We start from the raw sequence: 23768 nt of genomic DNA, 5'->3' as shown, positions 1-23768 counted from the left end.
AGTGGCATGGAAAAGGAATTCTATCTCAAGCGCTGGCCGGTTGTCCGTCAGGATACTCTGGCGATATTGGAAACTTTTTCGGATGAAGACCTGGAATTCATTCCGGTCAGAGGGGGTTGGCCGGTAGCTACCATCATGTGCCATATCGCTGAGACGGCGAATTTCTGGCTGCATGGCGGGGCGTTCAAAGTGTTGGGGGTGAAGACCAACAAGTCTCGGGTTTCTGATAAATGCCGGACCCTGGAAGAAGTAATGGCATACCTTGCGGATGAACATCAGCGGACAATGCAGTTATTGACCGATTTAAACCCCGCTGACTGGCAGAAGGAAATCCGCTATGCTGATGATTTTGCACCAACGGCATCCTGGGTCTTTTGGCATGTCCTCGAGCACGAAATTCACCACCGCGGCGAACTTTCCCTGATCACCGGGATCCTCGGGCGGGAGGGGCTGGATCTTTAGCGGAAAACCGCTGGAACAAAGGATTTGATCGGCCAGCTCACCGGCTCAAAGGAAACCCAATCGTATTGTGCCTGGAGGGGGCTGGTATAAACGAAATCTCCCAACCAGGCATTGACCGAATCGGTCCCGGGCCAGAGGTTCATCATGATCCGACCCGGCGTACTGGGCAGCGTCCCATTGGAGCCATTCTCCGTGTGCTTCAGAACGCCATCCACATACCAATTGATTTCATCCGGCATCCAATCAATGCGGTAGGTGTGAAAATCGGCTGAAGCGTCAAAGTCAAGGGCGATATAGGCTTCGTGCCCTCCAACGCCATTCGTAAAATAGTTGGTTTGGAGCTGGGTGGGGTGGTTCCCCGTGATCTCAATATCAATTTCATCCCAGGGGTTGCCCTCGGAGGGGCCGGTGTAGATAAAGAAACTGCTCACCACGCCATCCTGAGCGACGGCTTTCATTCTGACGGTATACGTGCCGTATTGGTAATGCCCGTTTGTGCGATATTCCCCGGAAGCATAATCCAGGCCGTCGCAGCTGCCGGGACAGCCGTCATTATCCAATTGGTGGGAGAGGATGCCGCCGGAGAAGCTGATATTATCCGCCTGCCACCAGCAATCGAAGGGGTCGCCATTGGTCCAGCCATCGGCCTTGTGCCAGAGGGTGGTGTTGTAGGTGTCAAAATTGTCTGTGAAAGCGAGGAAGGATGTGCTGGCACGGGTCTGGGCTTCTGCGAAATGCAACGGGCAGCTTAAAACAACAATGCCGCCAATCAGCAGGGCCAGCATAAGGAGGACGAGAGAATTTTTCTTTTCCACAGTGTATTCTCCAGCGATTATTCTCAGGATTAAATTTAAAAGTCAGGTATTTTTCGCCTGACTTTATTTTATCAATTTATAGACCCTAAAATTACGTTCCAGATCACGGAATCAAGAAATCCCATGGGTTGACGCGGCCGTAGTCATCATTACGCATTTCAAAGTGCAGGTGCGGTCCGGTGGATTGGCCGGTGCTGCCCATCAGACCGATGATGTCGCCCTGGTAGACTTCCTGTCCACAGGTCACGTTGATCTGGCTCAGGTGGGCATAAAGCGTCTGCCAGCCGGAGCCGTGGTCAATCACGATCATCTCACCGTAGCCGTAATCGTTCCAGCCGGCATAGGTGACCACGCCGCTGTCGGCGGCGTAGATTGGATTGCCCAAACGGCCGGCGATATCAATCCCGAAGTGGTTGGTTTCAGGCGTGTAATCGTAGCCTGAGAGATAATGTTCGGTGGATGGCCAGATGAAGGTCCCCGAGCCAACGATACCGTCGTAAGAAGCGGTGCAGGCGCCAGGCCCAAGATATTTGGCGGTAGCGGGTTCGGAGCGGGTGATGCGCGGGGTGGACCAGTCGGTGTAGGTGCCCGTGCCACCGGGGATCACCAGCATGGTGTCCGGCGCAATATTGGGGTCGGCATAATCACCGATGGTGTCGGGGTCCAGGTTGTTACCGGGCCAGTTGATGATATCTTCAGGGGTCACGTTGTAGACGGAAGCCACACCGTTCAGGCCCTCACCGGCGCTCCACATGTGGAGGACGCCGTCAACCGGCAGGATGTTGAGCACCTGACCGGGCACGATGAAGTGCGGGTTGTCTCCCAGTGAATAGCGGTTGCCCCAGAGGATTGTTTCCGGCTTGAGGTCGAATTTCTCGGCAATCGAGAAGATCGAATCGCCGGCCTCAACGGTGTATTTGATCACACCCTGGCGTTCGTTCAGCACGGGCAGGACGGTATGCAGGTCTGCCTGGCGGTCGATGCCATCGGATATGGCGCCACCCATCGCGAATTCCGGGGCGGCGATCAGCTCTGTGGGTTCGGCGTCAGCAGCTGCCAGAGCGGCACTATCGGGGTTACGGGTCAGTTCAGTCTCGGGCAGGTTGAAGGCATTCACCACGCCCACCACGACCAGGATCAGGATCAGGGTGATGGCGGCGGTCAGGAAGCGCAGGGTGGAATCACCCAGGCCAAGCTGGCGCAAACGGTCCCAGATCCGGTTCAGCCCGGTTTGCTGGGATTCGATTATCTTCTGAGAAGTGGGATCGGCGTCAACAGGAACGATCTCCTGTTTTTGCCAGGGATTAGTAGGTTCAGCCATCATAAGACTCCGTACAAGAGTCTAACACGTTTTGTAATGAAAGGGAACAAGCTGAGTTTGGCGGGGTATGAGGGGTTGTAGTTTGTAGGTCACGCTTCCAGCGTGACAAAATAATGTCACGTAGGTTCGCCCCTTGGTCTCACCATACGTGACCTCCGTGTTCTATTGTAAATTTTGGGAAAAGTTTTGTTGGTCATGCTTCCAGCGTGACGAAGGATTGTGCGCCACGAGATTGCTTCCCACGCTGCTTCACTTTGGGGACGATGTCGTCGCATCCGAAGGATGTTCCCTCGAAATGACAAAATTAAGCCTTCCCCCTAGGGGGAAGGTGGCACGCAGTGCCAGATGAAGGGAAATGTAGGTCTAACACGTTTTTTGGTGAAAGGGAACAAGGTGAGTATCTGGTAGGTCACGCTTCCAGCGTTACAAAAGAATGTCACGTATGGTGAGGCCCTTGGTCTCACCATACGTGACCTACGTGTTCTATTGTAAATTTTGGGAAAAGTTTTGTTGGTCATGCTTCCAGCGTGACGAAGGATTGTGCGCCACGAGATTGCTTCCCACGCTGTTTCACTTTGGGGACGATGTCGTCGCATTCTTTGGATATTCTCTCGCAATGACAAAATTAAGCCTTCCCCTTTGGGGGAAGTTGGCACGCAGTGCCAGATGAAGGGAAATGTAGGTCTAACACGTTTTTTGGTGAAAGGGAACAAGGTGAGTATCTGGTAGGTCACGCTTCCAGCGTGACAAAATAATGTCACGTAGGTTCGACCCTTGGTCTCACCATACATGACCTACGTGTTCTATTGTAAATTTTGGGAAAAGTTTTGTTGGTTATGTTTCCAGCGTGACGAATAGGATTAGTTACTTTGCTACGAGACTACTTCCCACGCTGCTTCACTTTGGGGACGATGTCGTCGCATCCGAAGGATGTTCCCTCGAAATGACAAAATTAAGCCTTCCCCCTGGGGGGAAGGTGGCACGCAGTGCCGGATGAGGAGTTATCCCTGTTACATTTTCAACCGCTGATCACAGGTCTCCCGGTAGCCACATCCTGAACAACGACGGGCGTTGTCATGCGAACGTTCCGGTGGGGTCCGGCGGCGTGATTCGGAGCGAATGGCTTCCACCAATGCTAAAAGTTCCTCCCTCAGTTCCGGCGTATAGTCAATTTCAAAGGTTTCCTTGGGGTAACGCAGCAGGCCATAGGGCGGCATCTTGCCGGTGGTCACTTCCACCAGATAGCAATAGGCGGCCAGTTGGATGATGTGTGAATCATAGGGCGCGGCTGGTGTTCGGCCGGATTTGACCTCCACTGGTACCGGCGTGCTGTTGACATAAACCAGGTAATCCGGCTTTCCGGCCAATCCCAGCTTGGGATCATAAAGCGCCTGGTGGTTAGGCTGCCATTCGCCCACGTCCGCGTAGCTGATCCGCCCTGCGGGGAGGCCAGACTGACGGCGCTGGCGATTAGCCAGCCAGAGGAAAAGGACCGCAGCCGCTATCAGGGCTAATGCGTACCAGATCATGAGCCGAAGAGGGACAGCGAGAGATAGAGGGTGAGCACCACCAGACCAGCCAGCAGGAGGATCCAGCCTAGTAAGCGAAACCCGCCAGCGATGAACACCTTGCGACCGTGCAAAGTGTGGTGGCGGGTTCCGGCTGCCATCGCTTCCTGGTTGCCGGATTCAACCCCCTCTTTCCGGTACCACCAGGCACGCTGGCAATAGAGATAAGCACCCAGGTCGGATGCGTTAATCGTCTTCATCGGATTCTTCCATTTCAGAAAGCTGCGCTGAAAGGGCCAGAATCGTTTTTTCAAGTTCCTGTTGGCGGAAACTAACGGCGATATCCGCCTGGGTTCGTTCGATGATGCTGCGGGCGATATCCGTCCGGCGACGGAGGCCAAAGGTCAGCGCATCGGGGAAATCCATGGTAACCAGCTGGGCATAGATGTCTTCCATGACGTTCATCAGGCGCTGCACTTCAGGCGAATGCCCGTGGCGGATGATGTCCATGATGCGGCGGCGGAGTTCACCGACAACCTCGGAGAGGCCGTTCAGATAGGTGGCATAAACCACCTGGAGGTCTTCCGGGCTGGGCCATTCTTCATCCAGAATGCTGGCGACGGTCAGATGCGCCTCGCAATATTCCTTGAGGGCATCCTGGGCATAGCCGGAGAAATAAAGATCCGGGTCACCGGCCAGGCTCTCTCGGATGGAGGTCGCAAGTTTATCGGCTTCCACAAGATGTTCCCGGGCTAAATCGGCGTCCTCTCGGTGGATGGCGCGAATGGCATGGGCCGCGTGGCGGGTCAGCACCCGGCTTTGCGCCAGGGCCTGATCCCGGATGGTGTTCTTACGTTCAAATGATTCACGGATTCGATCGGCAAGTTCTTCAATATCAACCATTGGGCTTCTCGGGGTTCTCATTGTTGGGGTGAAATAGTTCATCTGCCAGCGTGTGGCTGCCAGGCAGACTGATTTGGCCGAATTTGTTCTCGTAGCGTTTGATGTTCTCGTTCATAGCGCCTAAAAAGAGCTTGGCCGCTGTGGGGGACATCACAATTCGGGAATTGACGGTGGGTTCCTTGGTGCCGGGCAGCAGCAGGGAAAAATCCATCACAAATTCAGCCGCGGTATGAGAGATCCGGACGAAGTTGACATATTGGGCTTCCAAATCATCCGGCAGGATGAAATTCGGTATGGGATTGGGCATTATTGCTCCATTCTAGAAGGGGATTTCGTCGTCCTCTGCGCCCCCTGGCATATCGCCCATGTCTTCTTGGTAGTTGCCACCACCGCCTGTGCGGTTGGAGGGCAGGAAGCGGACGGTTTGAGCCGTGACTTCGTAGGAAGAGCCGGGGGTGCCATCATTACGGGTGAAGGTGCGCGGTCCGCCGGTTTCGGGGTCGGGACGCAGACGGCCAATCACCAGGACGGCGCTGCCCTTCTTCAGATATTGATTGCAGGATTCGGCCTGCGCGCCCCATACAGACACCCGGAACCAGGTGGTCTCATCGACCTTTTGGCCGGCGTTGGTGGTGTAATTGCGTGAAGATGCGACGGATAAACTGGTGACAGCCTGTCCGCCGGGGGTGAACCGCATTTCCGGGTCTCTGCCGAGGTACCCGACGATGGTCAGTTGTTGGAACATTAGTTTCTCCCTTTCATACTAATTTGAGGACTGATTTTATTTTACTTCATTTCCTTGGGCTTCATCCCAATCGGCTGAATACCAGAGGAGGTAAGTTTCAAGATGACTGGCCCAATATTCTTCATTGTGGTCGCCGTTGAACAGATACCACTCGTGGGGAATGCCATTCTTGTCCAGCAAAGCGGCGAAGGCCTCAGCCGTAACCCATTCCTGATCATTGCGGCCAATATCAATAAAGAACAGCGGCAGGTCTTCATTCGCAAGGCCCAGCCAACTGGGAATACGTCCGGCATCAGCTTCAAAGAGCGGCAAACTGTGGGCCCCAACTCTTGAGAAAAGGTTGTAATACTCAAAGCCCAAATGGACAGCCCAGGCCGCGCCGCGGGAAACACCGGCTATAGTCCGGTACTCCCTTTCCGGCAAGGTCAGGTAATGCTCATCCACCCAGGGGATCAGGTCTGTGACCAGGGCTTTGCCGAATTGGGAAACCTGTGGTGCGGTGAAAGGGGATTCCAGCGGCATCACTGCGATGAAGGGTGGAATCTCACCTGCTGCGATCAGATCGTTCATTGTTGATACCAAACCCAACCGCTGCCATTGATCCTGGCGGTAGGAGAGGCCGTGCAGTAGATAAACCACGGGATACCGGGTTTCGGGATCGGTGCCGTAACAGGGCGGCAGGTAGATATCGAAGTCCAGGTCAGTTGCCAGCGCTTCGCTGGTGATCTGCTCGCTGGTCACAGTTCCACCCTGCAGCAAACAATCCGGCGTGGGGGTCGGCTCGATTGGCTCCGCAGTGACCTGTTCGGAGGTGTCTGGAGTGGCCGGACTGTTGAAGAGAGAAGTACTCTCAGGCGCTTCCGTCGGTGTGCTCTCAACAAATTCGGGTTGGCCCTGGCAGGCGCTGAGAGCGAATATCAACACCAGGAGAAGCAACAGTATTAGAAAGGTGGGGGTGGCTTGACGTCTGGTCATGGTTCGGATTATACTCTTATCTGCCGGGGTGTAGCGCAGTCGGCCAGCGCGCCGCGTTTGGGACGCGGAGGTCGGCGGTTCAAGTCCGCCCACCCCGACCTACCAAAAGAATGGGAAGGTGAGCGAAAAGTAAGATCGTTCTCCTTGCCATTTTTTATAATAAACAAGGTAAAAAATCAAGGGTGATATTTTGACCAAACCTTTCCTCTCCATCGTTATCCCAGCCTATAACGAAGCTAAAAGACTCCCACCTTCTTTGGAGAAGATTCATTCCTTTTTATCACAGCAGGCGTTTACTTTTGAGGTCCTGGTTGTTGAAAATGGCAGCACAGATAACACCCTGGCGGTGGCCGAGTCCTTCATCGAAAAAATGCCCTATCTGCGAGTGATTCACGAGGAAGAACGCGGTAAGGGGTTGGCGGTAAAACGGGGAATGTTGGAGGCCAAAGGAGAATACCGTTTCTTTTGTGATGCCGACCTTTCCATGCCAATTGAACAGGTCCTGCGATTTATCCCGCCAGCGTTAGAAGGCGTGGAAGTGGCGATTGGTTCTCGGGAGGTCAGTGGATCACACCGGATTGATGAGCCGGAATATCGGCACCTGATCGGCAGGGTATTCAATACTATCGTCCGTTGGATTGTGCTGCCCGGGCTGCAGGACACCCAATGTGGATTCAAATGTTTTCGAGGGGATATTGCGGATAATGTTTTTGCCCTGCAGACGCTCACCGGGATGTCCTTTGACGCGGAGGTCCTTTTCATTGCACGTAAAATGGGCTACCGGATCCAGGAAGTCCCGATTGATTGGACCTTTGACGCAGACAGCCGGGTGCGCCTGGTGCAGGATTCGATGCGGATGGCCTTTGATCTGTTGGATATCCGGCTGAAATCCGCCAAAGGGATCTATGATGCCCCGAGTGAAGTTTGACCTTTCCCTGATACCGGCCCGGCCGGATCTTCAATTTGAACAAGCTTTATGGAAAAAAGGGCTGCGCCTGGTTGCCGGCGTGGACGAGGCCGGTCGCGGTGCGCTAATTGGGCCGGTGGCTGTAGCCGCGGTGGTGCTGCCATGTGACCAACCTAATCTATTCGACCGCCTGGAGGGTGTGCAGGATTCCAAAGAGATGAAACCTGAAGAGCGGGACTATTGGGCTGTTGAAATTCAGTCAACAGCGGTTGCCTGGGCGGTAGGCTATGCCTCCGCACCCGAGATTGACCAAATTGGGATTGCCCCGGCTACTCGTCTGGCAGCGGGACGCGCCCTGGGGGAACTGGCAGTGAAAGTGGAACATATCCTGATTGATTACATTTCCCTGCCGGAGGTCGCCACGCCTCAGACTTCCCTTGTTAAAGGAGATGCCCGTTCGCTGACGATTGCGGCGGCTTCCGTGCTGGCCAAGACAGGCCGGGATGCGATCCTGGTGGCGATGGATGCAGAGTTTCCGGGCTATGGCCTGGCGCAGAATAAAGGCTATGCTACCGCAGCGCATCGAGCTGCCATTACCAGTCTTGGCCCCTGTGCCCAGCATCGACATTCATTCGCCCCGATCCGGCTGGATGAAGACTAAAGACTTGGTGTGAAAAAAAGAAAATGAAAAGCAGTTCATTGTTGAACTGCTTTTATGATTAAACAATTATGTTGAGATTGCTTCCTCCGCCTTCGGCTTCCTCGCAATGACAAAACTCTTGTCATTGCGAGGAGTGATAGCGACGAAGCAATCTCAGTATTCCTTTGTGATAAGGTTTATATTTCCAATGAATATAAACAAAAAACAGCCCTAAACAGGGCTGTTATATAAAGTATGTTGGGGCTCGCAATGACGAAATTTACGTTCCCCAATCCCGGAGATAGAGGAAGTCATACCCAATCGTGCGTTGGGAGAGCTTGGCGACCGGCGGCATCACCCGCTTGAAGTGGTTGCGGCGGATCCGCTCCACAACCTGATCCACAAAGGACGGGTCATAGCCTTCTGCCACGCAATCTTCCGGCCGGTAGCGCTGATCTACCAACAGGTAAAGCAGCTGATCCACGTCGGCATAGGTGAAGCCCAGATCGGCTTCATCGGTTTGCCCCTGCCAGAGGTCGGCGGATGGGGCTTTATCAATCACAGAATCCGGCACGCCCAGGGCTTTGGAAAGCTGGCGCACCTGGGTTTTATACAGATCGCCAATCGGCTGGATGGCGGCGGCGGAGTCGCCAAAGATGGTGGAATAGCCAAGAAGGATTTCTGTCTTGTTGCTGGTGCCCATCACCAACCCAGGAAAAACCGCTGATTGGTCATAGAGCACGATCATCCGCATCCGGGCCATGATGTTGCCGGCCCGTATTCGGTCCATATCTTCATAACGCTGAATGAGTGGGTCCACCATGTCGGTGATCTCCACGGTCAGCGACTGCACACCCAGGTCGTCAATCATGGTCTGGGCGTCCGAAAGGGTATCGGCCGCCGAGGTCTTATAGGGCATGCGCACCGCAAGGACATTCTCCGGTCCCAGGGCGCGGGCGGAAAGGTAGAGGCTGAGGGCGGAGTCGATTCCGCCTGAAAGCCCAAGTACCGCTTTAGTGATGCCCACCCGGTGCAGTTCCGTGCGGATGAAGCCGGTGAGGATCTTTTCAGCCAGTTTGGTATTGATAGTCAGATCAGTTTTCATGGTTGCCCAATATCCTATTCAGTTCACTTTGGACCAGGTTAGTGCGTTCATCCCGCAGGAGCGGTAGCCGGGCGCGGGAGCGATGGAATTGATTGAGGTCAATTTCGGCCACGGTCAGTGACGTTTCAAAATCCGCTGCCCTGACGATCAGGTTGCCATCGGGATCAAAGATTGTGGAGCCGCCCCAAAAGTTCAGCCCATCTTCATAGCCCACCCGGTTGGCATGGGCGACAAAGACCGTGAACAAGCTGGCGTAGGCTTGGTTGGTGTGTTCCACCCAGGCGGAGCTGCTCAGGCGGGGTTCGGCTGTCAGCCCGCGGCCAGGTGAAGCGGATTGGAAGAGCAACACATCCGCCCCATCGAGCCAGAGCAGGTAGGGCAGGGATGCGTGCCAGAAATCCTCGCAGATCAACATACCCATCCGGCCAAAGCGGGTGTCGAATGCCCGGGCTGAATCTCCCCAGGCAAAGAAGCGCCCCTCGTCAAACATGCCATAAGTGGGCAGATAGACTTTATTATGGATATGGACGATCTTGCCTTCTGCCAGGTAGGCGGAGGCGATGTAGAATCTGTGCCGCCGGTCTTCGTGGACGAAGCCGACCATCAGGTCAATATCTTTGCTGGCATCCAGCAGGGTATTGAACACGGGATCGTTCTGGTCGGGCTGGATGGCTGTGGTCACGGCCAGGTCCTGCAAGACATAACCCGTAAGGGAGAGCTCGGGGAAGATGATCAAATCTGCACCTTTTTGTTTGGCTTCTTCGATCAGCGCCAGGTGGGTGGCCAGGTTGGCCTGGACCTCTCCGAGTTTGGTATTGAATTGTGCCAGGGCGATATTGATTTTCATTAGGGACCTTTTCTTTACAGCAGAAAGTCAGTGTGTCTCTATTTTACTTTCTTTTAAACGAGCAAGACCTCTGGATAGCATCTTGTAGATAACAGGTATAATAGGAAAACATATTTCTCTTAGATATAGACCAAGATTTTTTATGATGATGACTATTTCCAGCGAGATTCAAGGACGGTCTGCGGATCGTGAGAGCCGCTGGGTGATTCTGGAAGCGGATTGGAAGGATTACGCCCAGCTCAGTCAGCTTGAAAAGGCCTGCTTCCGGGCGGAAGATCATTGGCCTTTTTGGGATCTGATCGGAGTGTTGACCCTGCCAGGAATTGTCCGATTCAAGGCATTATTGGATGGCAAACTGGTCGGATTTATCGGTGGAGAACGGGAAGTCAGTAAACATCTGGGATGGATCACTACCCTGGCGGTGGACCCTGCTTATCGCAGACGGGGGATTGCGCAGGCTTTATTGGAGCGGGCAGAGGATGTGCTCGATATGCGCAGGATTCGGCTAAGCGTGCGCGCATCCAACACCGGCGCGATTAAGTTATATGAAGTCAATGGATATCAGCAGGTGGACCGCTGGCTGAAGTATTATGTCGGTGGCGAAGATGCCTTGGTCCTGGAGAAAGTTTGCCGTCCGTAGTTTGATAGACCCGGATTTGATCATAATAAAAATAACCCCTGTTGAATATGCATTTTCAGCAGGGGTTTTTACTTCAATGAGCTTGTTAATTATTATTCGGTTGGCTCTTCCTTGGCGGGCTGGATGATGAAGAAGGCAATGGCCCCCAGAATGGGAATACAGCAGATTACCATTACCCAAAGGACTTTGTTCGTGGCGGAGAGGGGCCGATCCTTTAGTTGTAAGAGGGTCACAATGGTGAGGACGATCCAGGCCAGGACGACTAGAATGTTGAAGCTACTAAAAATGACGCTAACTAGACTCATTTTTATCCTTTCATTTATTTTCATTGTTGACTCTTGTATTATAGCGCTGGCTGTGCTTAGGGACAGGTAGATAAAAACCCGGAACATGGGAGTCGGTGCTAATTTCATAAATCTCCCATATAAGAAACATTTAGCCTTAATAACCAATCTCTTGCGTTGACTTTGAGCCTGGTTCGGGATATACTGAATCAACTTTATGCAAGGACAACGAGTGTAAATGCAAAGACCTGTAGCACGTAAAAGTGACTTTTAGCACGCCGGGTGAACCCCGCGCGTGCTCTTTTTTATATCCCTACCTATCGAAAGGACAAGTGCATCATGGACTCCGGATTGATCGGCAAAATTGAAAAAGCCAAACGTTATGCGAACCAACGCGATCGGATCACTTTTACGAAATTTACTGTGACCTTTGAGGGCGAGAACAATGACCATACGGTGACCTATAATAACGGTCAATGGGATTGTGATTGCGATTTCTTCCAATCGCGCGGTCGCTGCAGTCATACCATGGCGCTTGAGATGATCCTTGAAGGCATGGTTGATATTGCCGAAGCGGTCTAGGCTTTTATTTTCCCGATCACTAACTGCTTATTAAAACCTTAGGCCGTGGATTTTCCACGGCCTTTTTACTTCATTTTTATCAATCCAGGTTGGCGCTCCTCAAGGGGATTAATCGGGCGTTCATTCCGGTAGACGTTGTCCAGTTGATATATGCTTAATATTATTTACCTGGCTTATCCTCATAAAAATATTTCAGATAAATACAGACGTCCACAATTGGAAAAAGGTATACTTAATTACCATATGAAGAAAACCCTGACCCGAATTTTGTGCTTTCTCATACTCGTGATGCTGACCAGCGGCTGTCTGCGGCTGGCATCTTCGGCCACTGTGGACCTTTCCCAGTTCACTGCCCAGCCCAGCCTTCCGGCAGAGGTTGAGATGGGAACTGAGATTCCGCCCACTCCGGCGCTGGATGTTGCCACGTTGAACACCTTGCGGATTTTCCCGCTGTGGGTCGGCAGCACCTGGGTCTATGATTACCTGGGTTACTCTCCGGATGAAGAAGCCCACTGGCGGGTGACGGAGACGGTTGTGTATAGTGGCATTTTGCAGGGTCATTACGTTGCAGAAGTCGAACGGACGATAGAGCTGACGCTGGGTGACCCACCCTTGGATTTCCCTTCCTATCCTCCTGTCGGTTCATATTATTATTTTGTGGATGGTGAAAATGTCTACCGGTATGAAGGGCTGGTGGAGGCAGATCTGGATGATGCCTGGTTGGAATGGGTTTTACCCTTCCCGGAGGATGAGGGCGGTTGGGTTCCCAATCCCTGGCTTCGTACCAGTGAGGAGGATTTTGAGATCGGTACCCGGTTTGCGCAAGGCCCATTCAATCAGGTAGTTTCCGAAAGCGGCACAAAGGTCTGCTATAACGTGGTTACATCGGAGGATGTTGGTACGGAAGAGGCCACATTCTGTGAAGGAATTGGGGTTCTGTTTTGGGAAGCGGATAATGGTCAGGGTGAGGGCTACCGGATGGAAATGATAGGCTTTGTCGTGCAATGAGGCTCATTCACAGGCTTCCCCGATGGCTTCAATTCAACTTGCGTTATCTCGGTAATCCACCCTGGGATACGGGCATTTCCCCTCCGGAATTGATGGAAATAATTGAAGAGGAAAAACCTGGCAGAGCGCTTGATCTGGGCTGTGGGACGGGAACTAACCTGCTGACCCTGGCCGAAAAGGGCTGGGAGGTCACAGGTGTGGATATGGCGTTGCTTTCCGTGCTAAAAGCGCGTCGAAAGTTCCGTAAGGCTGGGGTGTCGGCGGAGGTTTTTCAGGGAGATGTTGCAACGGATGTGTTGCCAAACCGGCAATTTGAATTGATATTTGATATTGGCTGTTTTCATAATTTATCGTCTGAAGGACGAGAGCGATATCGACAAAACCTGCAGCGTTGGTTGACACCGGGTGGCGTATATCTGATCTATGCTCATCAGAAGCGAATGGTTCAGGGCTTTCATGGTGTGGATGAACGGGATATCCAATATTTTAAGAGCTTTCTGCAGTTGACCTGGCAGCGTCAGGGGAATGAGGAGCGGCCGGGTGGCGGTGGCGGGTGGCCGTCGGTATGGGCCAGGTTCGATAGAAGATTCGAGGTGGAAAATGCTAAATAATTTACGTGAAATCATGGCTCACAAGGGCCATATTACAAGCGTCGTTTTCACACCGAATTCACAACTTCTATTGTCGGCCGGGATGGATAACCAGGTCCATATTTGGACCGTTGGTGATTGGCGGCTGACAAAAAGTCTTGTAGGGCATGAAAACAGCGTAAATTCACTCAGCCTTACTTCGGATGGACAGCAGGTTCTCACGGCCTCAACTGATCGAACGGTTCGTTTTTGGGATATCAGAACTGGAAAACAAGTTCAACAGTACGGTTTCAAGGGACATACGGCTTTGTTGTCCCTTGATAACAAAGTGATCGCAGCTTTGGACAATCCCTGGTTGACCCTGGCAGAATTCCCTTCTGGAGAGGTTATAAACCGTGTAAAACCTTTTCCAAAGAGAACAACAGCTTATGCCTTCTCGCCAATTGATTCAAAAATCGCATTGGGTGGCCAGGGCGATGATATTTCCATTCGTTCATTCCCTGAATTGGATTTGATTGATAATATTGAGGAAGCCCATTCAGGGTATGTCTTATCTACACGGTTCTCGCCCTCAGGGCAGCTTCTGGTTTCAGCGGGATATGAACAAAAGCTCAAGTTTTGGGATACGGCAACTTGGTCGTTGCTGGCTGAATTGCCTTTGGAGCATCAAGGGGTTCAGAATTTAGCTTTTTCCGAAGATGGAAAAATACTGGCGATTGCGAGTGATCACTTAGTCACCTTGGTTGAAGTCAACACCAGAAAGATTGTTCATAAAGAAAAAATAATGCCGAAAGGGGTCTATTGCATTGCTTTTTCACCCGATGGACGGTGGCTCGTTGCGGGTGCAGCGGATAAACGTCTGCGCATATGGGATATTTTGGCCGATAAATCGAATTAACCCATTGATAGCAGAGATCTATATCATTTCTTTATTTGATAGGGGGATAATGGGGAAGTATTAGGTTCTTGGTTAATCTAAAAACGCTTAAGCGTGACCTGGCCAATCGGCCAGGTATGAAACAACACTTCTGACCGATTGCAGAGCGCCGAAAAAGGTGGATAATAGCATTCAGGATGAGAGGACTCCTATGGTCCACTTACCGAAACGAAATGGAAAACCGTACTGGCGCATGAATTTGGGAAAACAGAACGACAATAAATGGAAGAAAGCCCTGTTCGGCGCAGCCATTGGGATAGCACTCAGTGGCATCCTTGCTCTTTCACTATATCAGTTGAGCGGGCAAGGCTTGTACCTGGCAATCATCGGGCTGGGTGCAGGCATAGGATTTTCGATCGGTGGTGGGCTGGATCAGCAGATCTAGGCCTCAACAACTCCTCAGGAAAGTTGACCAAGCTTACCTAAAAAGAACATCATTTTCTCCTCTGACTAAACCGGAAGTACTCGACTTCCGGTTTAGTCTTTAATCCACCAGGATATGGGGAATTTATCGAATAAAATAGGGTATGGCGTATATTTATCCTGAAAGCTAAAAATGTCCGTTAAGCGTCTCACCCATAACCTAATTATTGGATTTCTGATGGTCGGCTTGCTGGTAAGTTCGATCACTTCGGGTGATGCAGCCACGGCTGGTGCCATCCCAGCTCAAACCGGGTGGTCAGCGGTTGGCTATGGCGCGGGTTATATGCGCTTTGACCACCTCACAGTAATTGATGGCCTTTCTGAAAATTCCGTTCGCACAATCATGGAAGATCATCTGGGTTTTCTCTGGTTTGGCACCCAGGAGGGCTTAAACCGGTATAACGGTTATGACTTCACTGTTTATAAAACAGATCCGGATAACCCGGCAGCCCTTTCGGATGCTTTTATTACTTCCATTGTGGAAGATCCAACAGGCATACTTTGGGTTGGGACTTATTATGGTGGCTTGAATCGCTTTGATCGGGAGACCAGCAGATTTCGACACTTCCAACCCGATTCGGGTGACCCGCGCGCTCTGCCTTCGGAGCGGGTCAATACGCTGTTGATGACCACGGATGGTCAGCTTTGGGTTGGCACTCGGTCGGGCTTGAGCGTTTTGGATGGAGATCTACAGGGCTTTACAACCTATACCCATGATCCTGAACATCGCTCATCACTCAGTGACGATGAAGTCTTGGCCTTATATGAGGACGAGGATGGGATCATCTGGGTTGGCACCGCAGATGGGCTAAACTTGTTTGACCCCGAGACGGGAATGTTCACTCGATACTTGGACCGGGCAACTACGGGGGTTTCACATGTGAATGCCATCACTGGCGATGGCGGCCAGGGTGTATGGGTGGGCACTGAAAATGGACTGTTGCATTTTGGCCGGCCCAGCCGTACCTATCAAATCTATACGCACAGTCCAGAAGACCCCAATTCTCTGAGCAGTGATATCATCACATCCCTATATCTGGATCGCTCCGGTGGGCTTTGGGTTGGGTTGGAAGAAAGCGGCTTGAACTTGATTACGGACTATCAGGGGGATGCGCTGCAAGTGGAAGTCTATTCGCATGACGATTCCGATACGAACAGCCTTAACCAGAATGAGATTTGGGCGATTCTTGAAGACAGCGGCGGAATTATGTGGTTTGGCACTCTGGGGGGGGGGAATCAATAAGGCTAATCCCAGCACCCGAGCGTTCGGTTTTTATCAGCATAATTCGAGAAACACCAACTCCCCGGCAGCGGATAATATCACTGCTTTGGCTTATGACGCCATAAGAAATAGTCTTTGGATTGGGACAGCGGATTCAGGCCTGGACCGGATGAACCTGGTGACCGGTGCATTCACCCATTTTGAAGCCGATCCGGCAAGCCTTACCGGCCTGAAAAACAATGAGATCGTACTGCTGGATGTGGGACCGGATGGGACTCTGTACGTCAGCACAGCTGATGGCGTGCTTCAATATTATGATCCGGATATCCCCGGATTTAATCCCGTTTCGATCAAGTATATGGTCATCGCAAGCGATTCGGAAACAACTGCTATTGCGCATGATTCGAAAGGGTCGTTGTGGTTCAGCCAAGATACTGGTGAATTGTTGCGGCTGGATTCGTCCAAGGGTCAGATCGAACGTTATCAATTGACATCCACCGCACTGCCGGGGCTTGAAGCAGATATGGTGGTGACAATCTTTGTGGATGAGAATGGGATTGTCTGGTTGGGCACGGAGTCCCAGGGATTGGTTCGGCTTGATTCTGCCAGTGGCGAGATTGAGGCCTATCAATATAACGGCACATCGAGCGGCCCAAGCCACAACAGTATCACAAATATTGTCAGCGATAATACGGGCACGTTGTGGTTGGGGACAGCCGGCGGTGGCCTAAACCGGTTTGACCCCCTCACGGAACAATTTAGCTATTACACTACCCAGGATGGGCTGCCCTCCAACCGGGTGTTTGGTATTGCCCAAGACGAATTTGGCTACCTTTGGCTCAGCACCGGCAATGGGTTAGCACGCCTAAGTCCCGATTCCGGGTTGGTGCGCATTTATGACAGCCAGGATGGGATCCAGGGCAGTGATTTTAATCCGAAAGCCTATGCGATGGGGGATGATGGCTCACTGTATTTTGGCGGTGTGAACGGCTTCAATGCTTTTTATCCGACCCAGATTTCGGAAAATAACCACATTCCACCGGTCGTGATTACCTCCATTTCCCTTTTCAATAAGGTATTGGAGACAAATATCAATGACTGCACAACGACACTCACCTTGACGGAGAGCCAGAATTTCCTTTCCTTTGAGTTTGCTGCACTGGACTATACAGCACCGGACCGGAACCAATATGCCTATATGATGGAGGGCCTGAACGAAGATTTTGTCTATTCAGGAACTCGCAGGTATGCGGATTATCCCAACATGCCCTGGGGTAGCTACACCTTCAGGCTGATCGCCGCAAATAATGATGCCCTCTGGAACTCGGATGGGGCTTGCGTAATGATCAATATCAAACCGCCTTTCTGGGCCACCTGGTGGTTCATTGGATTGGTTGGTTTAGTTCTGGCGGCGAGTGTGGTTTTGGGTTATCGTTGGCGTCTGGCGCAAAGTGAAAGGATACGCAAGATGCTGGCTTTGCAGGTCTTTGAGCGTACCAATGAAATTGAACGCCGGCGCCAAATAGCCTCAGGGTTGAGTGAGGTCATTCGTTTATTGAATACCAATGAACCGTTGGAAAAGAGCCTCGACTTTATTGTCCAACAAGCTGTTGGGCTGACCTCAGCGAGTAAAGCGGTGGTATTTGACCGCCAGGGAGACCTGATAGGGGTGCGGTCTGCCTATCCGCAAGGCATCACCCGGCCGATTGACCTGACAGACTTGCAATCCACCAGCGCCGGGATATTGCGAGAGAGCATTTTCCTAGATCGTTTATTGATCTATTCCCGGATTGATCCGCTGACAATGAAGGCCAGCCGGAAATGGGAATTGGTCGAAGGGGATTATCGCACAGCGATCTGTGTTCCCCTTTTGGTGGAGGAAGCGGTATTTGGCGGGTTGGTGTTATTCTATGACGAGGAGCGGACTTTCTCCCCGGAAGACATCAACCTAGCTAGGATCTTGGCTAATCAAGCCTCGTTGGCGATTACCAGTAATGTGCTGAAAGGCAAGGCGCAGGAATCGGCAGTGATCGCAGAACGGAATCGGCTCGCCCGTGATCTGCATGATGCCGTAACACAGACTTTGTTCTCAACCAGCCTGATTGCAGAGGTACTCCCCAAGATTTGGGCGAAAGACCCTGAGATGGCGCAGAAACAGTTGGAAGAACTTGGTCAGCTTACGAAAGGCGCGCTGGGTGAGATGCGGACTCTTTTGATGGAGTTGCGCCCTTCGGCGCTGGAAGATGCTGACCCGGCTGAATTGTTTAAACATTTAGTCAATGCCTTTTCCGGGCGGACAGGCGTGCCGGTGGATTTCTTGGTGGAAGCTCCAGTCGATTGTGGGATGCCCGTTGAAGTGAAGAATGTATTTTATCGGATCGCGCAGGAAGGCCTGAACAATATCTTCAAACATGCGGATGCCTCCAAGGTTTGGTTCCGCTTTAATTGCCAGGGGCAGGAAGCCACGCTGTCCATCAGTGATGATGGGCAGGGCTTTACCAGGGAGGATATCCCCGCTGGCCACCTGGGTTTGGAAATCATGACAGAAAGAGCGGAGACAGTTGGCGCTGAATTGACTTTGGTGAGCCATCTCGGTGAGGGAACGACTTTACGTTTGAATTGGAACGTAAGCCGGGAATAGATTAAAATAGGAGAGGAGCTGATTTGAGCCATAAGAAGAGAGGAAAGACCGATGGAAACTGATCGACCGATTAGGGTGATGATCGTTGATGACCACAAGGTGGTCCGCAGCGGTCTCAGTACTTTTCTGATGGCTTATGATGATCTTGAGCTGGTGGCACAGGCGGATAGCGGCGAAAAAGCGATTGCGGTTTGCCATATGAATAAACCGGATGTGGTTCTAATGGATCTTGTCATGCCGAAGATGAACGGGGCCGAAGCTACGGAAGCGATCCTGAAAAACTGTCCCGAAGTTAAGGTTATTGCGCTGACAAGCTTTAAGGAGCAGGATTTGGTGGAAGGAGCTCTGAAAGCCGGCGCCATTGGGTATCTGTTGAAAGACGTGGATGCCGACGATCTGGCAAATGCCATTCGGCAAGCTTATGCCGGAAAGCCGACCCTGGCACCTGAAGCAGCCCAGATCCTGATCCAGGCCTCCCGCCAGGTTTATCATCCCGGCATTGACCTGACCGGGCGTGAACGAGAAGTGCTTGGCCTGCTGGTGGAAGGGCGGACCAACCCGGAAATTGCGGAGATACTGGTTGTTAGTAAATCAACGGTAAAATTCCATGTGAGCAGCATCCTGAATAAACTGCAAGTCTCGAGTCGGACTGAAGCCGTCGCGAAGGCCTTGCAGGAAAACCTTCTTTCCCACTAATTGCATCACCTGGTTAAAGCAAGATAACCCAGCAAGGGTTAAATTTATTAATCCTATTGAACATAGGCCTATCAAACCCACTGTCAAATTAATGGGCGGAGGGAAAAGGGGAGGATAAGTCTTAAAATGGTTGGTTTGGATAAGAAGTCGGAATTGCTTGACCTATATCGAAAATATCCCTGTCGGACGCTGCCTAATGCTTTTTGGAAGACGGAGAAAAATCTGGCCGGTTTGAGGATAAGCCTTCAGCAGGATCCTTTTGGCGATGCCAGCGGGTTGGCTTTGTGGGGAGAGGGCAAGATGATGGCACTTTGGTGCCGGAAACGGGCGGATTGTCCTTTTTCGAGGCGGGAATTGGCCGCCTATTCATTCATTTTGGTCCATGATGACGCCCTATCATTATTCAACGGTTTCACTTTTGACCGACGGGAACCGTACTTCCGCATTATTCACAAAGGAGAGCCGCCGGTATATAATTGTTCTCCTCAATACCAATATGTCACCGCTGATCCGGACAATGATATTGAAGCCATTGTTGAAATGATCCGGGTGTGTTATCCCGGAAGCACCATGACAGCCGCAGAGGTTCGAAGCTGGCTGGACCATCCGGTCTACGATCCCACTTTGTGGGTTTGGGTAGTTGAGGTCGAAACCGGAAAACAGGCAGGGCTTGGGATTGCAGAAATGGATTTGGAACTTGGCGAGGCATCTATTGAATGGGTCCAGGTGCACCCTGATGAACAGGGAAAAGGTCTTGGTAAGGCTGTTGTGGCGGAAATTCTCCGCCGAGTGGCAGATCGGGCGGTGTTTACCACCGTTTCGGGCCGCGAGGACAACCTGACCCATCCGGAACGTCTTTATCGTCGCTGCGGCTTCACCGGATCAGATGTTTGGTGGCTATTGACAAAATAGTTTATTCATTGATTAGCTTATCTCTCTCACCAAAATTAAAACGAGCAAAGCTATGGCTATGAAAAATCAAGAACAAGAAAATTTGGATTCCATCGAGATACCAAAGAAAAAGAAAAAGAAGAAAATATTCGCTCGCCGTAAGACTCGGCGCTGGAGTGCCAGGGTGGTTGTAGCGGTATTGGCCCTCAGTTTCATCCTGATCTCCTTATATTGGATTCCGGCCAATTTAACATACAAGGTCCGAGAGACATTTAACATTTCAGCAGTGGAATCAATGGAGGTGAACCTGGTGGTGTTTTTGCCCACATCCGGCGCCACCCAAACCCTCACGAACCCTGAAGTGACATGGCCCGGCACCTGGCAGGTCGAGACGATTGGGCGCATTGCGTTGCTTAGGCTGGTTGGAGAAATCCAGGCCGGCGAGACGCTCACGGCGGAGGTCATCTATCGGGTGGACACAACCTCTGGTGAAGCTAACTGGATCGGAGAACCAGTGTTACCTGAGGAACTGCTCCCCAGCGAGGGTATTCCGGCGGATTCACCGGAAATCATTTCTCAGGCGGAAAGTATGGTGGTGGATAATGACTCCCTGGCAACGGCCAAGGTGATCTATGATGCTGTGGCCGCCCAGGAAGAAATCACAGATAGAAACGAAAGAGCTAATTTCGTCGCAACACTCAACCGGGCGGCCCAAATCCCCACCCGGGTGGTGACAGGCTGGGTCCTTCCGGATTTGGTTCCCTTGTTCAGCCAACGGCTCACATCTGAAACAGGGCTGCAGCATTGGAATGAGACCCATTTGCAAGGCGCCTGGCAGTTGGAAGATGCCACTTGCTTCCGCCAGTTCCTCAGACAGCGATTACTGGGCTGGACTGAAGGCCGTCATCTCGTATTGGACGAGGTGGGCAATCTGGAAGCGGTCGCGCATTCTTTGAGGGATGAGGCCGGACAGGATAGTTGGCAATCCGTTTCACTGTCTTCCCCTGTCTATGCGGCCTGGTCACAGGATGGCAAGGAACTTGGGATTACGGCTGAGATGAAAGTACAAAAGACCTGGGACGGGCGTTGGGCGATGGCTATCGCCGTAGTGACCATCCTGGTGGTGCTGGAAAAGATGATGGAAACCGATCATTTCACCAAGAAATCAAAACGGAAGCCCCCAGGCTATGAAATCTAAAGTCACATCTCTGCTAATTGCGATAATGGCAGGGATGTTGTTCGGTTGTTCACCTGCCCCGACCCAGACACTTGAACCGGAAACGACCGCGGAGTATCAAATTCAGGTTCAGGATGTCTTGGTGGAACCTGGCATCCGGGTAGTATTAATGGGTACCACAACCTTACCAGAAGGGAATTGTGTATATACCCAACTGGTGCAGGAGGATACAGCGCTGAAATGGTGGCCAGTGGGCAAGTGCTTCCCGGTTACCCCGCCTGAGTGGGCATTTGCCATTCCTTTGGGCGTGGAAGGCGCACCGGATGACTTGGACCGGGATGCGGACTATTGCATTAGGGTTTGGTGGCCAGGCGCACCTACAGTCACCCTGGCGGAATATCATTTCACCTTGGCCGAGTCGTCCATGCCATAACGGTTGGACCCGAGGAAGGAATCGGATATGCTGGCTTATTTTGAAGTTTATGACAAAATGCTTTCGGAATTGCTGGAGCGCATGGATGGCGCTTTTTCAGACCTTTCCGAGGACGCGCTGGACTGGACGCCTGATCCCGCGGTGAATTCCATCACCGTGTTGGTGGTGCACACCACAGCGGCTCTGCACTATTGGATCGGCGCCATGCTGGGCGGTCAGGATGTGAAACGAGACCGCGGTGAGGAATTTACAGTCAGAGGCTTTTCCAAGTTCCAATTACATGAGCTGATCCGTGCGGCGGAAACCACAGTTCATCAGGTGTTGGAAAACTGCACCATGGAAGATTTGGAAAAGAAACGTTATTCGGCCATCCACAAGGATTATTTCGATGGCAATTTCTCGTTGGCCCATGCGCTTGAGCATACTGCCCTTCATCTTGGTCATTTGGAGATCATGCGGGAGTTGTGGGAACAAATCGATTGGGATCAGAAGGTTTGGCTGTAATTGATTCTGTCCCAATCACCTTTAATGATAAGATTAATCTAATCCAGATTGTCCAAAGAATATGATTAACTATGGCACATGAACGTTTTTTAGAGCGGGAGACACAACCCGAACCCGAACTCGTCCGAAAAACCATTGGCAAGGAGGTCCTGCCGGTTTGGGATGATGTGGCAGCCTATCTGGCGGAGGCTTTCCCCGAGTATTCGCCGGAATGGATTTATTACAGCGCGCAGCATGGCTGGGCTGTCCGGTTCCGTCAGGATGCCCGGCAGCTGGTCGCCCTTTTCCCGGAACGAGGAGCTTTTTCAGCTTTGGTGATCCTCTCACCGGAGGAAGATGAGCGTGCTTTGGATAAGATCAACTACTTCAACACCAAGTTCCGTGAGCAGCTCAACACGATCTCATCTCTGCCCCAGGGCCGCTGGTTATGGGTGCGGATCGAAGACCACACCGACTTTGTGGGGTTGCGGCTGCTGCTGGATTTTAAGCGATTATCTGACATTTGAACCGATTTGGCTCGAGTTGACAAAATGGGCAGGGTATTTTAACCTTAAGAACGACAAATCAGCGAAAATTAGACAAATGATCCCTGATCTCACCCTCTGGCAGGGCTCTTTTTGCAAATCCGGAAATTGCTTCTTCCGGTTGGGCTGATTGGATAGGAGAGAACTGGATTTATGATTTCAGAAACCCAAATCATCCTTAGAATTTTGTTGGGCGCTGCATTGGGCGCCGTGATTGGCTTTGAGCGCGAGCGGGACAACCAACCCGCCGGTCTGCGGACCCATATGATCCTGGTGATCGGTGCCACGTTGGCAATGGTGCTGTCCGTGAACCTGGGATATCTGTTTGCCCGGCCAGGCACGCCGGCCGACCCGGCCCGCCTTGCAGCCCAGGTGATTTCTGGTATCGGTTTCCTGGGTGCCGGTGCAATCCTGCGCTATGGGTTCAACGTCAAGGGGCTGACCACCGCGACCTCGCTTTGGACGATGGCGATTGTCGGCCTGGCTGTGGGCGCAGGCTATTATCTGATTGGCGTGATAACCACGGCATTAATGCTGTTGGTCCTTGGTTTACTCAACGTGATTGAAAATCGCTTTGTGAGGACTTCAGTCTCCCGCTATATCTCCCTCCAAGCGGATTATCGAAAGGGTGTTGTCAAAGAGATTCGCCAGCTGGTGAATGAATTTGCCGATACTTTACTGAGCTTCACGATCCAGAAGCATGTGAAGAATAAACGCATCAGGATCCAAATTGTGGCGCGAATCCACCGTGATCAGACGCTGGAAGAGTTGGTTGATGGCCTCTCGGATATTGAAGGTGTGCGCAGTTTGAAAGTGGAATAGAAGAAGCGTTTGCCCTAATCCGACAAAAGGAAAATCTTATGTAGGTCACACTTTCAGCGTGACACAAAAAAGTCACGTAGACGGCAATTGCCATTAATGTAACCTACGAATGAAGAGTAGCCCCGCTTATTGGCGGGGTTTTAATTCCTACCAACCACCGGTGTAT

29 protein-coding genes and 1 tRNA gene are annotated in these 23768 nt (G+C 51.8%); 19 read left to right on the top strand and 11 right to left on the bottom strand.

All coding sequences use genetic code 11. From position 1 onward, the window contains the following. Positions 1 to 6 precede the first annotated feature (6 nt). Positions 7 to 462: a DinB family protein gene (locus JR338_09550; protein QRN82659.1), complete on the top strand. Its 456-nt coding sequence runs from the start codon at positions 7 to 9 to the stop codon at positions 460 to 462. On the opposite strand, the gene JR338_09545 is transcribed toward JR338_09550, so the two are convergent. From JR338_09545 to JR338_09510, 8 genes are all read right to left on the bottom strand, one after another. Next, positions 459 to 1247: a glycoside hydrolase family 16 protein gene (locus JR338_09545; protein ID QRN84409.1), complete on the bottom strand. Its 789-nt coding sequence runs from the start codon at positions 1245 to 1247 to the stop codon at positions 459 to 461. The two genes, JR338_09550 and JR338_09545, sit on opposite strands and share 4 nt — an antisense overlap. A gap of 133 nt (positions 1248 to 1380) precedes the next feature. Next, a complete protein-coding gene (locus tag JR338_09540; GenBank protein ID QRN82658.1) occupies positions 1381 to 2601 on the bottom strand; it encodes a peptidoglycan DD-metalloendopeptidase family protein in 1221 nt (406 codons plus the stop codon). Positions 2602 to 3608: 1007 nt separating this feature from the next. Continuing rightward, positions 3609 to 4127, bottom strand: coding sequence for a CRISPR-associated protein Cas4 (gene cas4 / locus JR338_09535; GenBank protein ID QRN82657.1), 519 nt, complete (start codon positions 4125 to 4127; stop codon positions 3609 to 3611). Beyond that, a complete protein-coding gene (locus JR338_09530) occupies positions 4124 to 4366 on the bottom strand; it encodes a hypothetical protein (protein ID QRN82656.1) in 243 nt (80 codons plus the stop codon). The genes cas4 and JR338_09530 overlap by 4 nt, the downstream gene beginning before the upstream one ends. Beyond that, positions 4353 to 5009 (bottom strand): haloacid dehalogenase, encoded by a 657-nt coding sequence (locus JR338_09525; GenBank protein ID QRN82655.1) that lies wholly within the window; start codon positions 5007 to 5009, stop codon positions 4353 to 4355. Before JR338_09525 ends, JR338_09530 begins: the two co-directional genes overlap by 14 nt. Continuing rightward, on the bottom strand, positions 5002 to 5316 hold the full coding sequence (locus JR338_09520) for a DUF3467 domain-containing protein (protein QRN82654.1): 315 nt from the start codon (positions 5314 to 5316) through the stop codon (positions 5002 to 5004). The genes JR338_09525 and JR338_09520 overlap by 8 nt, the downstream gene beginning before the upstream one ends. A gap of 12 nt (positions 5317 to 5328) precedes the next feature. Continuing rightward, on the bottom strand, positions 5329 to 5754 hold the full coding sequence (locus JR338_09515; protein QRN82653.1) for a single-stranded DNA-binding protein: 426 nt from the start codon (positions 5752 to 5754) through the stop codon (positions 5329 to 5331). A gap of 36 nt (positions 5755 to 5790) precedes the next feature. Continuing rightward, positions 5791 to 6729 (bottom strand): hypothetical protein, encoded by a 939-nt coding sequence (locus JR338_09510; protein ID QRN82652.1) that lies wholly within the window; start codon positions 6727 to 6729, stop codon positions 5791 to 5793. A gap of 24 nt (positions 6730 to 6753) precedes the next feature. On the opposite strand from JR338_09510, the gene JR338_09505 reads away from it, so the two are divergent. The 3 genes from JR338_09505 to JR338_09495 all read left to right on the top strand — a co-directional run bounded on the left by JR338_09505 (position 6754) and on the right by JR338_09495 (position 8297). Then, positions 6754 to 6827: transfer RNA gene (locus tag JR338_09505), tRNA-Pro, on the top strand. Positions 6828 to 6904: 77 nt separating this feature from the next. Continuing rightward, the gene (locus tag JR338_09500; GenBank protein ID QRN84408.1) at positions 6905 to 7657 is read left to right on the top strand and encodes a glycosyltransferase family 2 protein; all 753 of its coding nucleotides are present in this window, start codon (positions 6905 to 6907) and stop codon (positions 7655 to 7657) included. Beyond that, positions 7638 to 8297, top strand: coding sequence for a ribonuclease HII (locus JR338_09495; GenBank protein QRN84407.1), 660 nt, complete (start codon positions 7638 to 7640; stop codon positions 8295 to 8297). Before JR338_09500 ends, JR338_09495 begins: the two co-directional genes overlap by 20 nt. A gap of 259 nt (positions 8298 to 8556) precedes the next feature. Here the strand turns inward: JR338_09495 and JR338_09490 are convergent, their stop codons facing one another. Both JR338_09490 and JR338_09485 read right to left on the bottom strand, forming a co-directional pair. Continuing rightward, the gene (locus tag JR338_09490; GenBank protein QRN82651.1) at positions 8557 to 9381 is read right to left on the bottom strand and encodes an NAD+ synthase; all 825 of its coding nucleotides are present in this window, start codon (positions 9379 to 9381) and stop codon (positions 8557 to 8559) included. Further along, the gene (locus JR338_09485; protein QRN82650.1) at positions 9371 to 10228 is read right to left on the bottom strand and encodes a hypothetical protein; all 858 of its coding nucleotides are present in this window, start codon (positions 10226 to 10228) and stop codon (positions 9371 to 9373) included. The genes JR338_09490 and JR338_09485 overlap by 11 nt, the downstream gene beginning before the upstream one ends. A gap of 142 nt (positions 10229 to 10370) precedes the next feature. Here JR338_09485 and JR338_09480 point away from each other — a divergent pair, with 142 nt between their 5' ends. Further along, positions 10371 to 10868 (top strand): GNAT family N-acetyltransferase, encoded by a 498-nt coding sequence (locus JR338_09480; GenBank protein ID QRN82649.1) that lies wholly within the window; start codon positions 10371 to 10373, stop codon positions 10866 to 10868. Positions 10869 to 10960: 92 nt separating this feature from the next. Here JR338_09480 and JR338_09475 read toward each other — a convergent pair whose 3' ends face one another. Next, the gene (locus JR338_09475; GenBank protein QRN82648.1) at positions 10961 to 11173 is read right to left on the bottom strand and encodes a PLDc N-terminal domain-containing protein; all 213 of its coding nucleotides are present in this window, start codon (positions 11171 to 11173) and stop codon (positions 10961 to 10963) included. A gap of 318 nt (positions 11174 to 11491) precedes the next feature. Here JR338_09475 and JR338_09470 point away from each other — a divergent pair, with 318 nt between their 5' ends. From JR338_09470 to JR338_09405, 14 genes are all read left to right on the top strand, one after another. After that, positions 11492 to 11734 carry an SWIM zinc finger family protein gene (locus JR338_09470; protein ID QRN82647.1) on the top strand — a complete coding sequence of 81 codons (243 nt, stop codon included), beginning with the start codon at positions 11492 to 11494 and terminating at the stop codon, positions 11732 to 11734. Between the two features lie 243 nt (positions 11735 to 11977). After that, positions 11978 to 12742: a hypothetical protein gene (locus tag JR338_09465; protein ID QRN82646.1), complete on the top strand. Its 765-nt coding sequence runs from the start codon at positions 11978 to 11980 to the stop codon at positions 12740 to 12742. 92 nt (positions 12743 to 12834) lie between these two features. Further along, positions 12835 to 13353 (top strand): class I SAM-dependent methyltransferase, encoded by a 519-nt coding sequence (locus JR338_09460; GenBank protein ID QRN82645.1) that lies wholly within the window; start codon positions 12835 to 12837, stop codon positions 13351 to 13353. Beyond that, positions 13343 to 14230 carry a WD40 repeat domain-containing protein gene (locus JR338_09455; GenBank protein QRN82644.1) on the top strand — a complete coding sequence of 296 codons (888 nt, stop codon included), beginning with the start codon at positions 13343 to 13345 and terminating at the stop codon, positions 14228 to 14230. The genes JR338_09460 and JR338_09455 overlap by 11 nt, the downstream gene beginning before the upstream one ends. Positions 14231 to 14462: 232 nt before the next feature. Further along, positions 14463 to 14654: a hypothetical protein gene (locus tag JR338_09450; GenBank protein QRN82643.1), complete on the top strand. Its 192-nt coding sequence runs from the start codon at positions 14463 to 14465 to the stop codon at positions 14652 to 14654. Positions 14655 to 14825: 171 nt separating this feature from the next. Then, positions 14826 to 15935, top strand: coding sequence for a hypothetical protein (locus JR338_09445; protein QRN82642.1), 1110 nt, complete (start codon positions 14826 to 14828; stop codon positions 15933 to 15935). After that, positions 15907 to 18555, top strand: a complete 2649-nt coding sequence (locus JR338_09440; GenBank protein ID QRN82641.1) for a GAF domain-containing protein — start codon at positions 15907 to 15909, stop codon at positions 18553 to 18555. Before JR338_09445 ends, JR338_09440 begins: the two co-directional genes overlap by 29 nt. A gap of 78 nt (positions 18556 to 18633) precedes the next feature. Further along, positions 18634 to 19251: a response regulator transcription factor gene (locus JR338_09435; GenBank protein ID QRN84406.1), complete on the top strand. Its 618-nt coding sequence runs from the start codon at positions 18634 to 18636 to the stop codon at positions 19249 to 19251. Positions 19252 to 19377: 126 nt separating this feature from the next. Beyond that, positions 19378 to 20163, top strand: a complete 786-nt coding sequence (locus JR338_09430; GenBank protein ID QRN82640.1) for a GNAT family N-acetyltransferase — start codon at positions 19378 to 19380, stop codon at positions 20161 to 20163. Between the two features lie 52 nt (positions 20164 to 20215). After that, on the top strand, positions 20216 to 21340 hold the full coding sequence (locus JR338_09425) for a hypothetical protein (protein ID QRN82639.1): 1125 nt from the start codon (positions 20216 to 20218) through the stop codon (positions 21338 to 21340). Next, positions 21330 to 21752: a hypothetical protein gene (locus JR338_09420; protein ID QRN82638.1), complete on the top strand. Its 423-nt coding sequence runs from the start codon at positions 21330 to 21332 to the stop codon at positions 21750 to 21752. The genes JR338_09425 and JR338_09420 overlap by 11 nt, the downstream gene beginning before the upstream one ends. Before the next feature lie 27 nt (positions 21753 to 21779). After that, positions 21780 to 22256, top strand: coding sequence for a DinB family protein (locus JR338_09415; GenBank protein ID QRN82637.1), 477 nt, complete (start codon positions 21780 to 21782; stop codon positions 22254 to 22256). Positions 22257 to 22327: 71 nt separating this feature from the next. Further along, a complete protein-coding gene (locus JR338_09410; protein QRN82636.1) occupies positions 22328 to 22762 on the top strand; it encodes a DUF3788 family protein in 435 nt (144 codons plus the stop codon). Between the two features lie 171 nt (positions 22763 to 22933). Continuing rightward, positions 22934 to 23602 (top strand): MgtC/SapB family protein, encoded by a 669-nt coding sequence (locus JR338_09405; GenBank protein ID QRN82635.1) that lies wholly within the window; start codon positions 22934 to 22936, stop codon positions 23600 to 23602. Positions 23603 to 23768: the final 166 nt, after the last annotated feature.

It is taken from the genome of Chloroflexota bacterium (assembly GCA_016887485.1).
Lineage (GTDB): Bacteria > Chloroflexota > Anaerolineae > Anaerolineales > Anaerolineaceae > Brevifilum.
The sequence above is the reverse complement of the archived record's forward strand: the minus strand, read 5'-3'. Positions and strand labels throughout refer to the sequence as shown.

Bases quoted from the DNA above. Each gene is read 5' to 3' on its own strand.
- JR338_09550 (QRN82659.1), top strand. From the start codon at position 7: ATGGAAAAGGAATTCTATCTCAAGCGCTGGCCGGTTGTCCGTCAGGAT.
- JR338_09545 (QRN84409.1), bottom strand. From the start codon at position 1,247: ATGCTGGCCCTGCTGATTGGCGGCATTGTTGTTTTAAGCTGCCCGTTG.
- JR338_09540 (QRN82658.1), bottom strand. From the start codon at position 2,601: ATGATGGCTGAACCTACTAATCCCTGGCAAAAACAGGAGATCGTTCCT.
- cas4 (QRN82657.1), bottom strand. From the start codon at position 4,127: ATGATCTGGTACGCATTAGCCCTGATAGCGGCTGCGGTCCTTTTCCTC.
- JR338_09530 (QRN82656.1), bottom strand. From the start codon at position 4,366: ATGAAGACGATTAACGCATCCGACCTGGGTGCTTATCTCTATTGCCAG.
- JR338_09525 (QRN82655.1), bottom strand. From the start codon at position 5,009: ATGGTTGATATTGAAGAACTTGCCGATCGAATCCGTGAATCATTTGAA.
- JR338_09520 (QRN82654.1), bottom strand. From the start codon at position 5,316: ATGCCCAATCCCATACCGAATTTCATCCTGCCGGATGATTTGGAAGCC.
- JR338_09515 (QRN82653.1), bottom strand. From the start codon at position 5,754: ATGTTCCAACAACTGACCATCGTCGGGTACCTCGGCAGAGACCCGGAA.
- JR338_09510 (QRN82652.1), bottom strand. From the start codon at position 6,729: ATGACCAGACGTCAAGCCACCCCCACCTTTCTAATACTGTTGCTTCTC.
- JR338_09495 (QRN84407.1), top strand. From the start codon at position 7,638: ATGCCCCGAGTGAAGTTTGACCTTTCCCTGATACCGGCCCGGCCGGAT.
- JR338_09490 (QRN82651.1), bottom strand. From the start codon at position 9,381: ATGAAAACTGATCTGACTATCAATACCAAACTGGCTGAAAAGATCCTC.
- JR338_09485 (QRN82650.1), bottom strand. From the start codon at position 10,228: ATGAAAATCAATATCGCCCTGGCACAATTCAATACCAAACTCGGAGAG.
- JR338_09480 (QRN82649.1), top strand. From the start codon at position 10,371: ATGATGATGACTATTTCCAGCGAGATTCAAGGACGGTCTGCGGATCGT.
- JR338_09475 (QRN82648.1), bottom strand. From the start codon at position 11,173: ATGAGTCTAGTTAGCGTCATTTTTAGTAGCTTCAACATTCTAGTCGTC.
- JR338_09470 (QRN82647.1), top strand. From the start codon at position 11,492: ATGGACTCCGGATTGATCGGCAAAATTGAAAAAGCCAAACGTTATGCG.
- JR338_09465 (QRN82646.1), top strand. From the start codon at position 11,978: ATGAAGAAAACCCTGACCCGAATTTTGTGCTTTCTCATACTCGTGATG.
- JR338_09460 (QRN82645.1), top strand. From the start codon at position 12,835: ATGGAAATAATTGAAGAGGAAAAACCTGGCAGAGCGCTTGATCTGGGC.
- JR338_09455 (QRN82644.1), top strand. From the start codon at position 13,343: ATGCTAAATAATTTACGTGAAATCATGGCTCACAAGGGCCATATTACA.
- JR338_09450 (QRN82643.1), top strand. From the start codon at position 14,463: ATGAATTTGGGAAAACAGAACGACAATAAATGGAAGAAAGCCCTGTTC.
- JR338_09445 (QRN82642.1), top strand. From the start codon at position 14,826: ATGTCCGTTAAGCGTCTCACCCATAACCTAATTATTGGATTTCTGATG.
- JR338_09435 (QRN84406.1), top strand. From the start codon at position 18,634: ATGATCGTTGATGACCACAAGGTGGTCCGCAGCGGTCTCAGTACTTTT.
- JR338_09430 (QRN82640.1), top strand. From the start codon at position 19,378: ATGGTTGGTTTGGATAAGAAGTCGGAATTGCTTGACCTATATCGAAAA.
- JR338_09425 (QRN82639.1), top strand. From the start codon at position 20,216: ATGGCTATGAAAAATCAAGAACAAGAAAATTTGGATTCCATCGAGATA.
- JR338_09420 (QRN82638.1), top strand. From the start codon at position 21,330: ATGAAATCTAAAGTCACATCTCTGCTAATTGCGATAATGGCAGGGATG.
- JR338_09415 (QRN82637.1), top strand. From the start codon at position 21,780: ATGCTGGCTTATTTTGAAGTTTATGACAAAATGCTTTCGGAATTGCTG.
- JR338_09410 (QRN82636.1), top strand. From the start codon at position 22,328: ATGGCACATGAACGTTTTTTAGAGCGGGAGACACAACCCGAACCCGAA.
- JR338_09405 (QRN82635.1), top strand. From the start codon at position 22,934: ATGATTTCAGAAACCCAAATCATCCTTAGAATTTTGTTGGGCGCTGCA.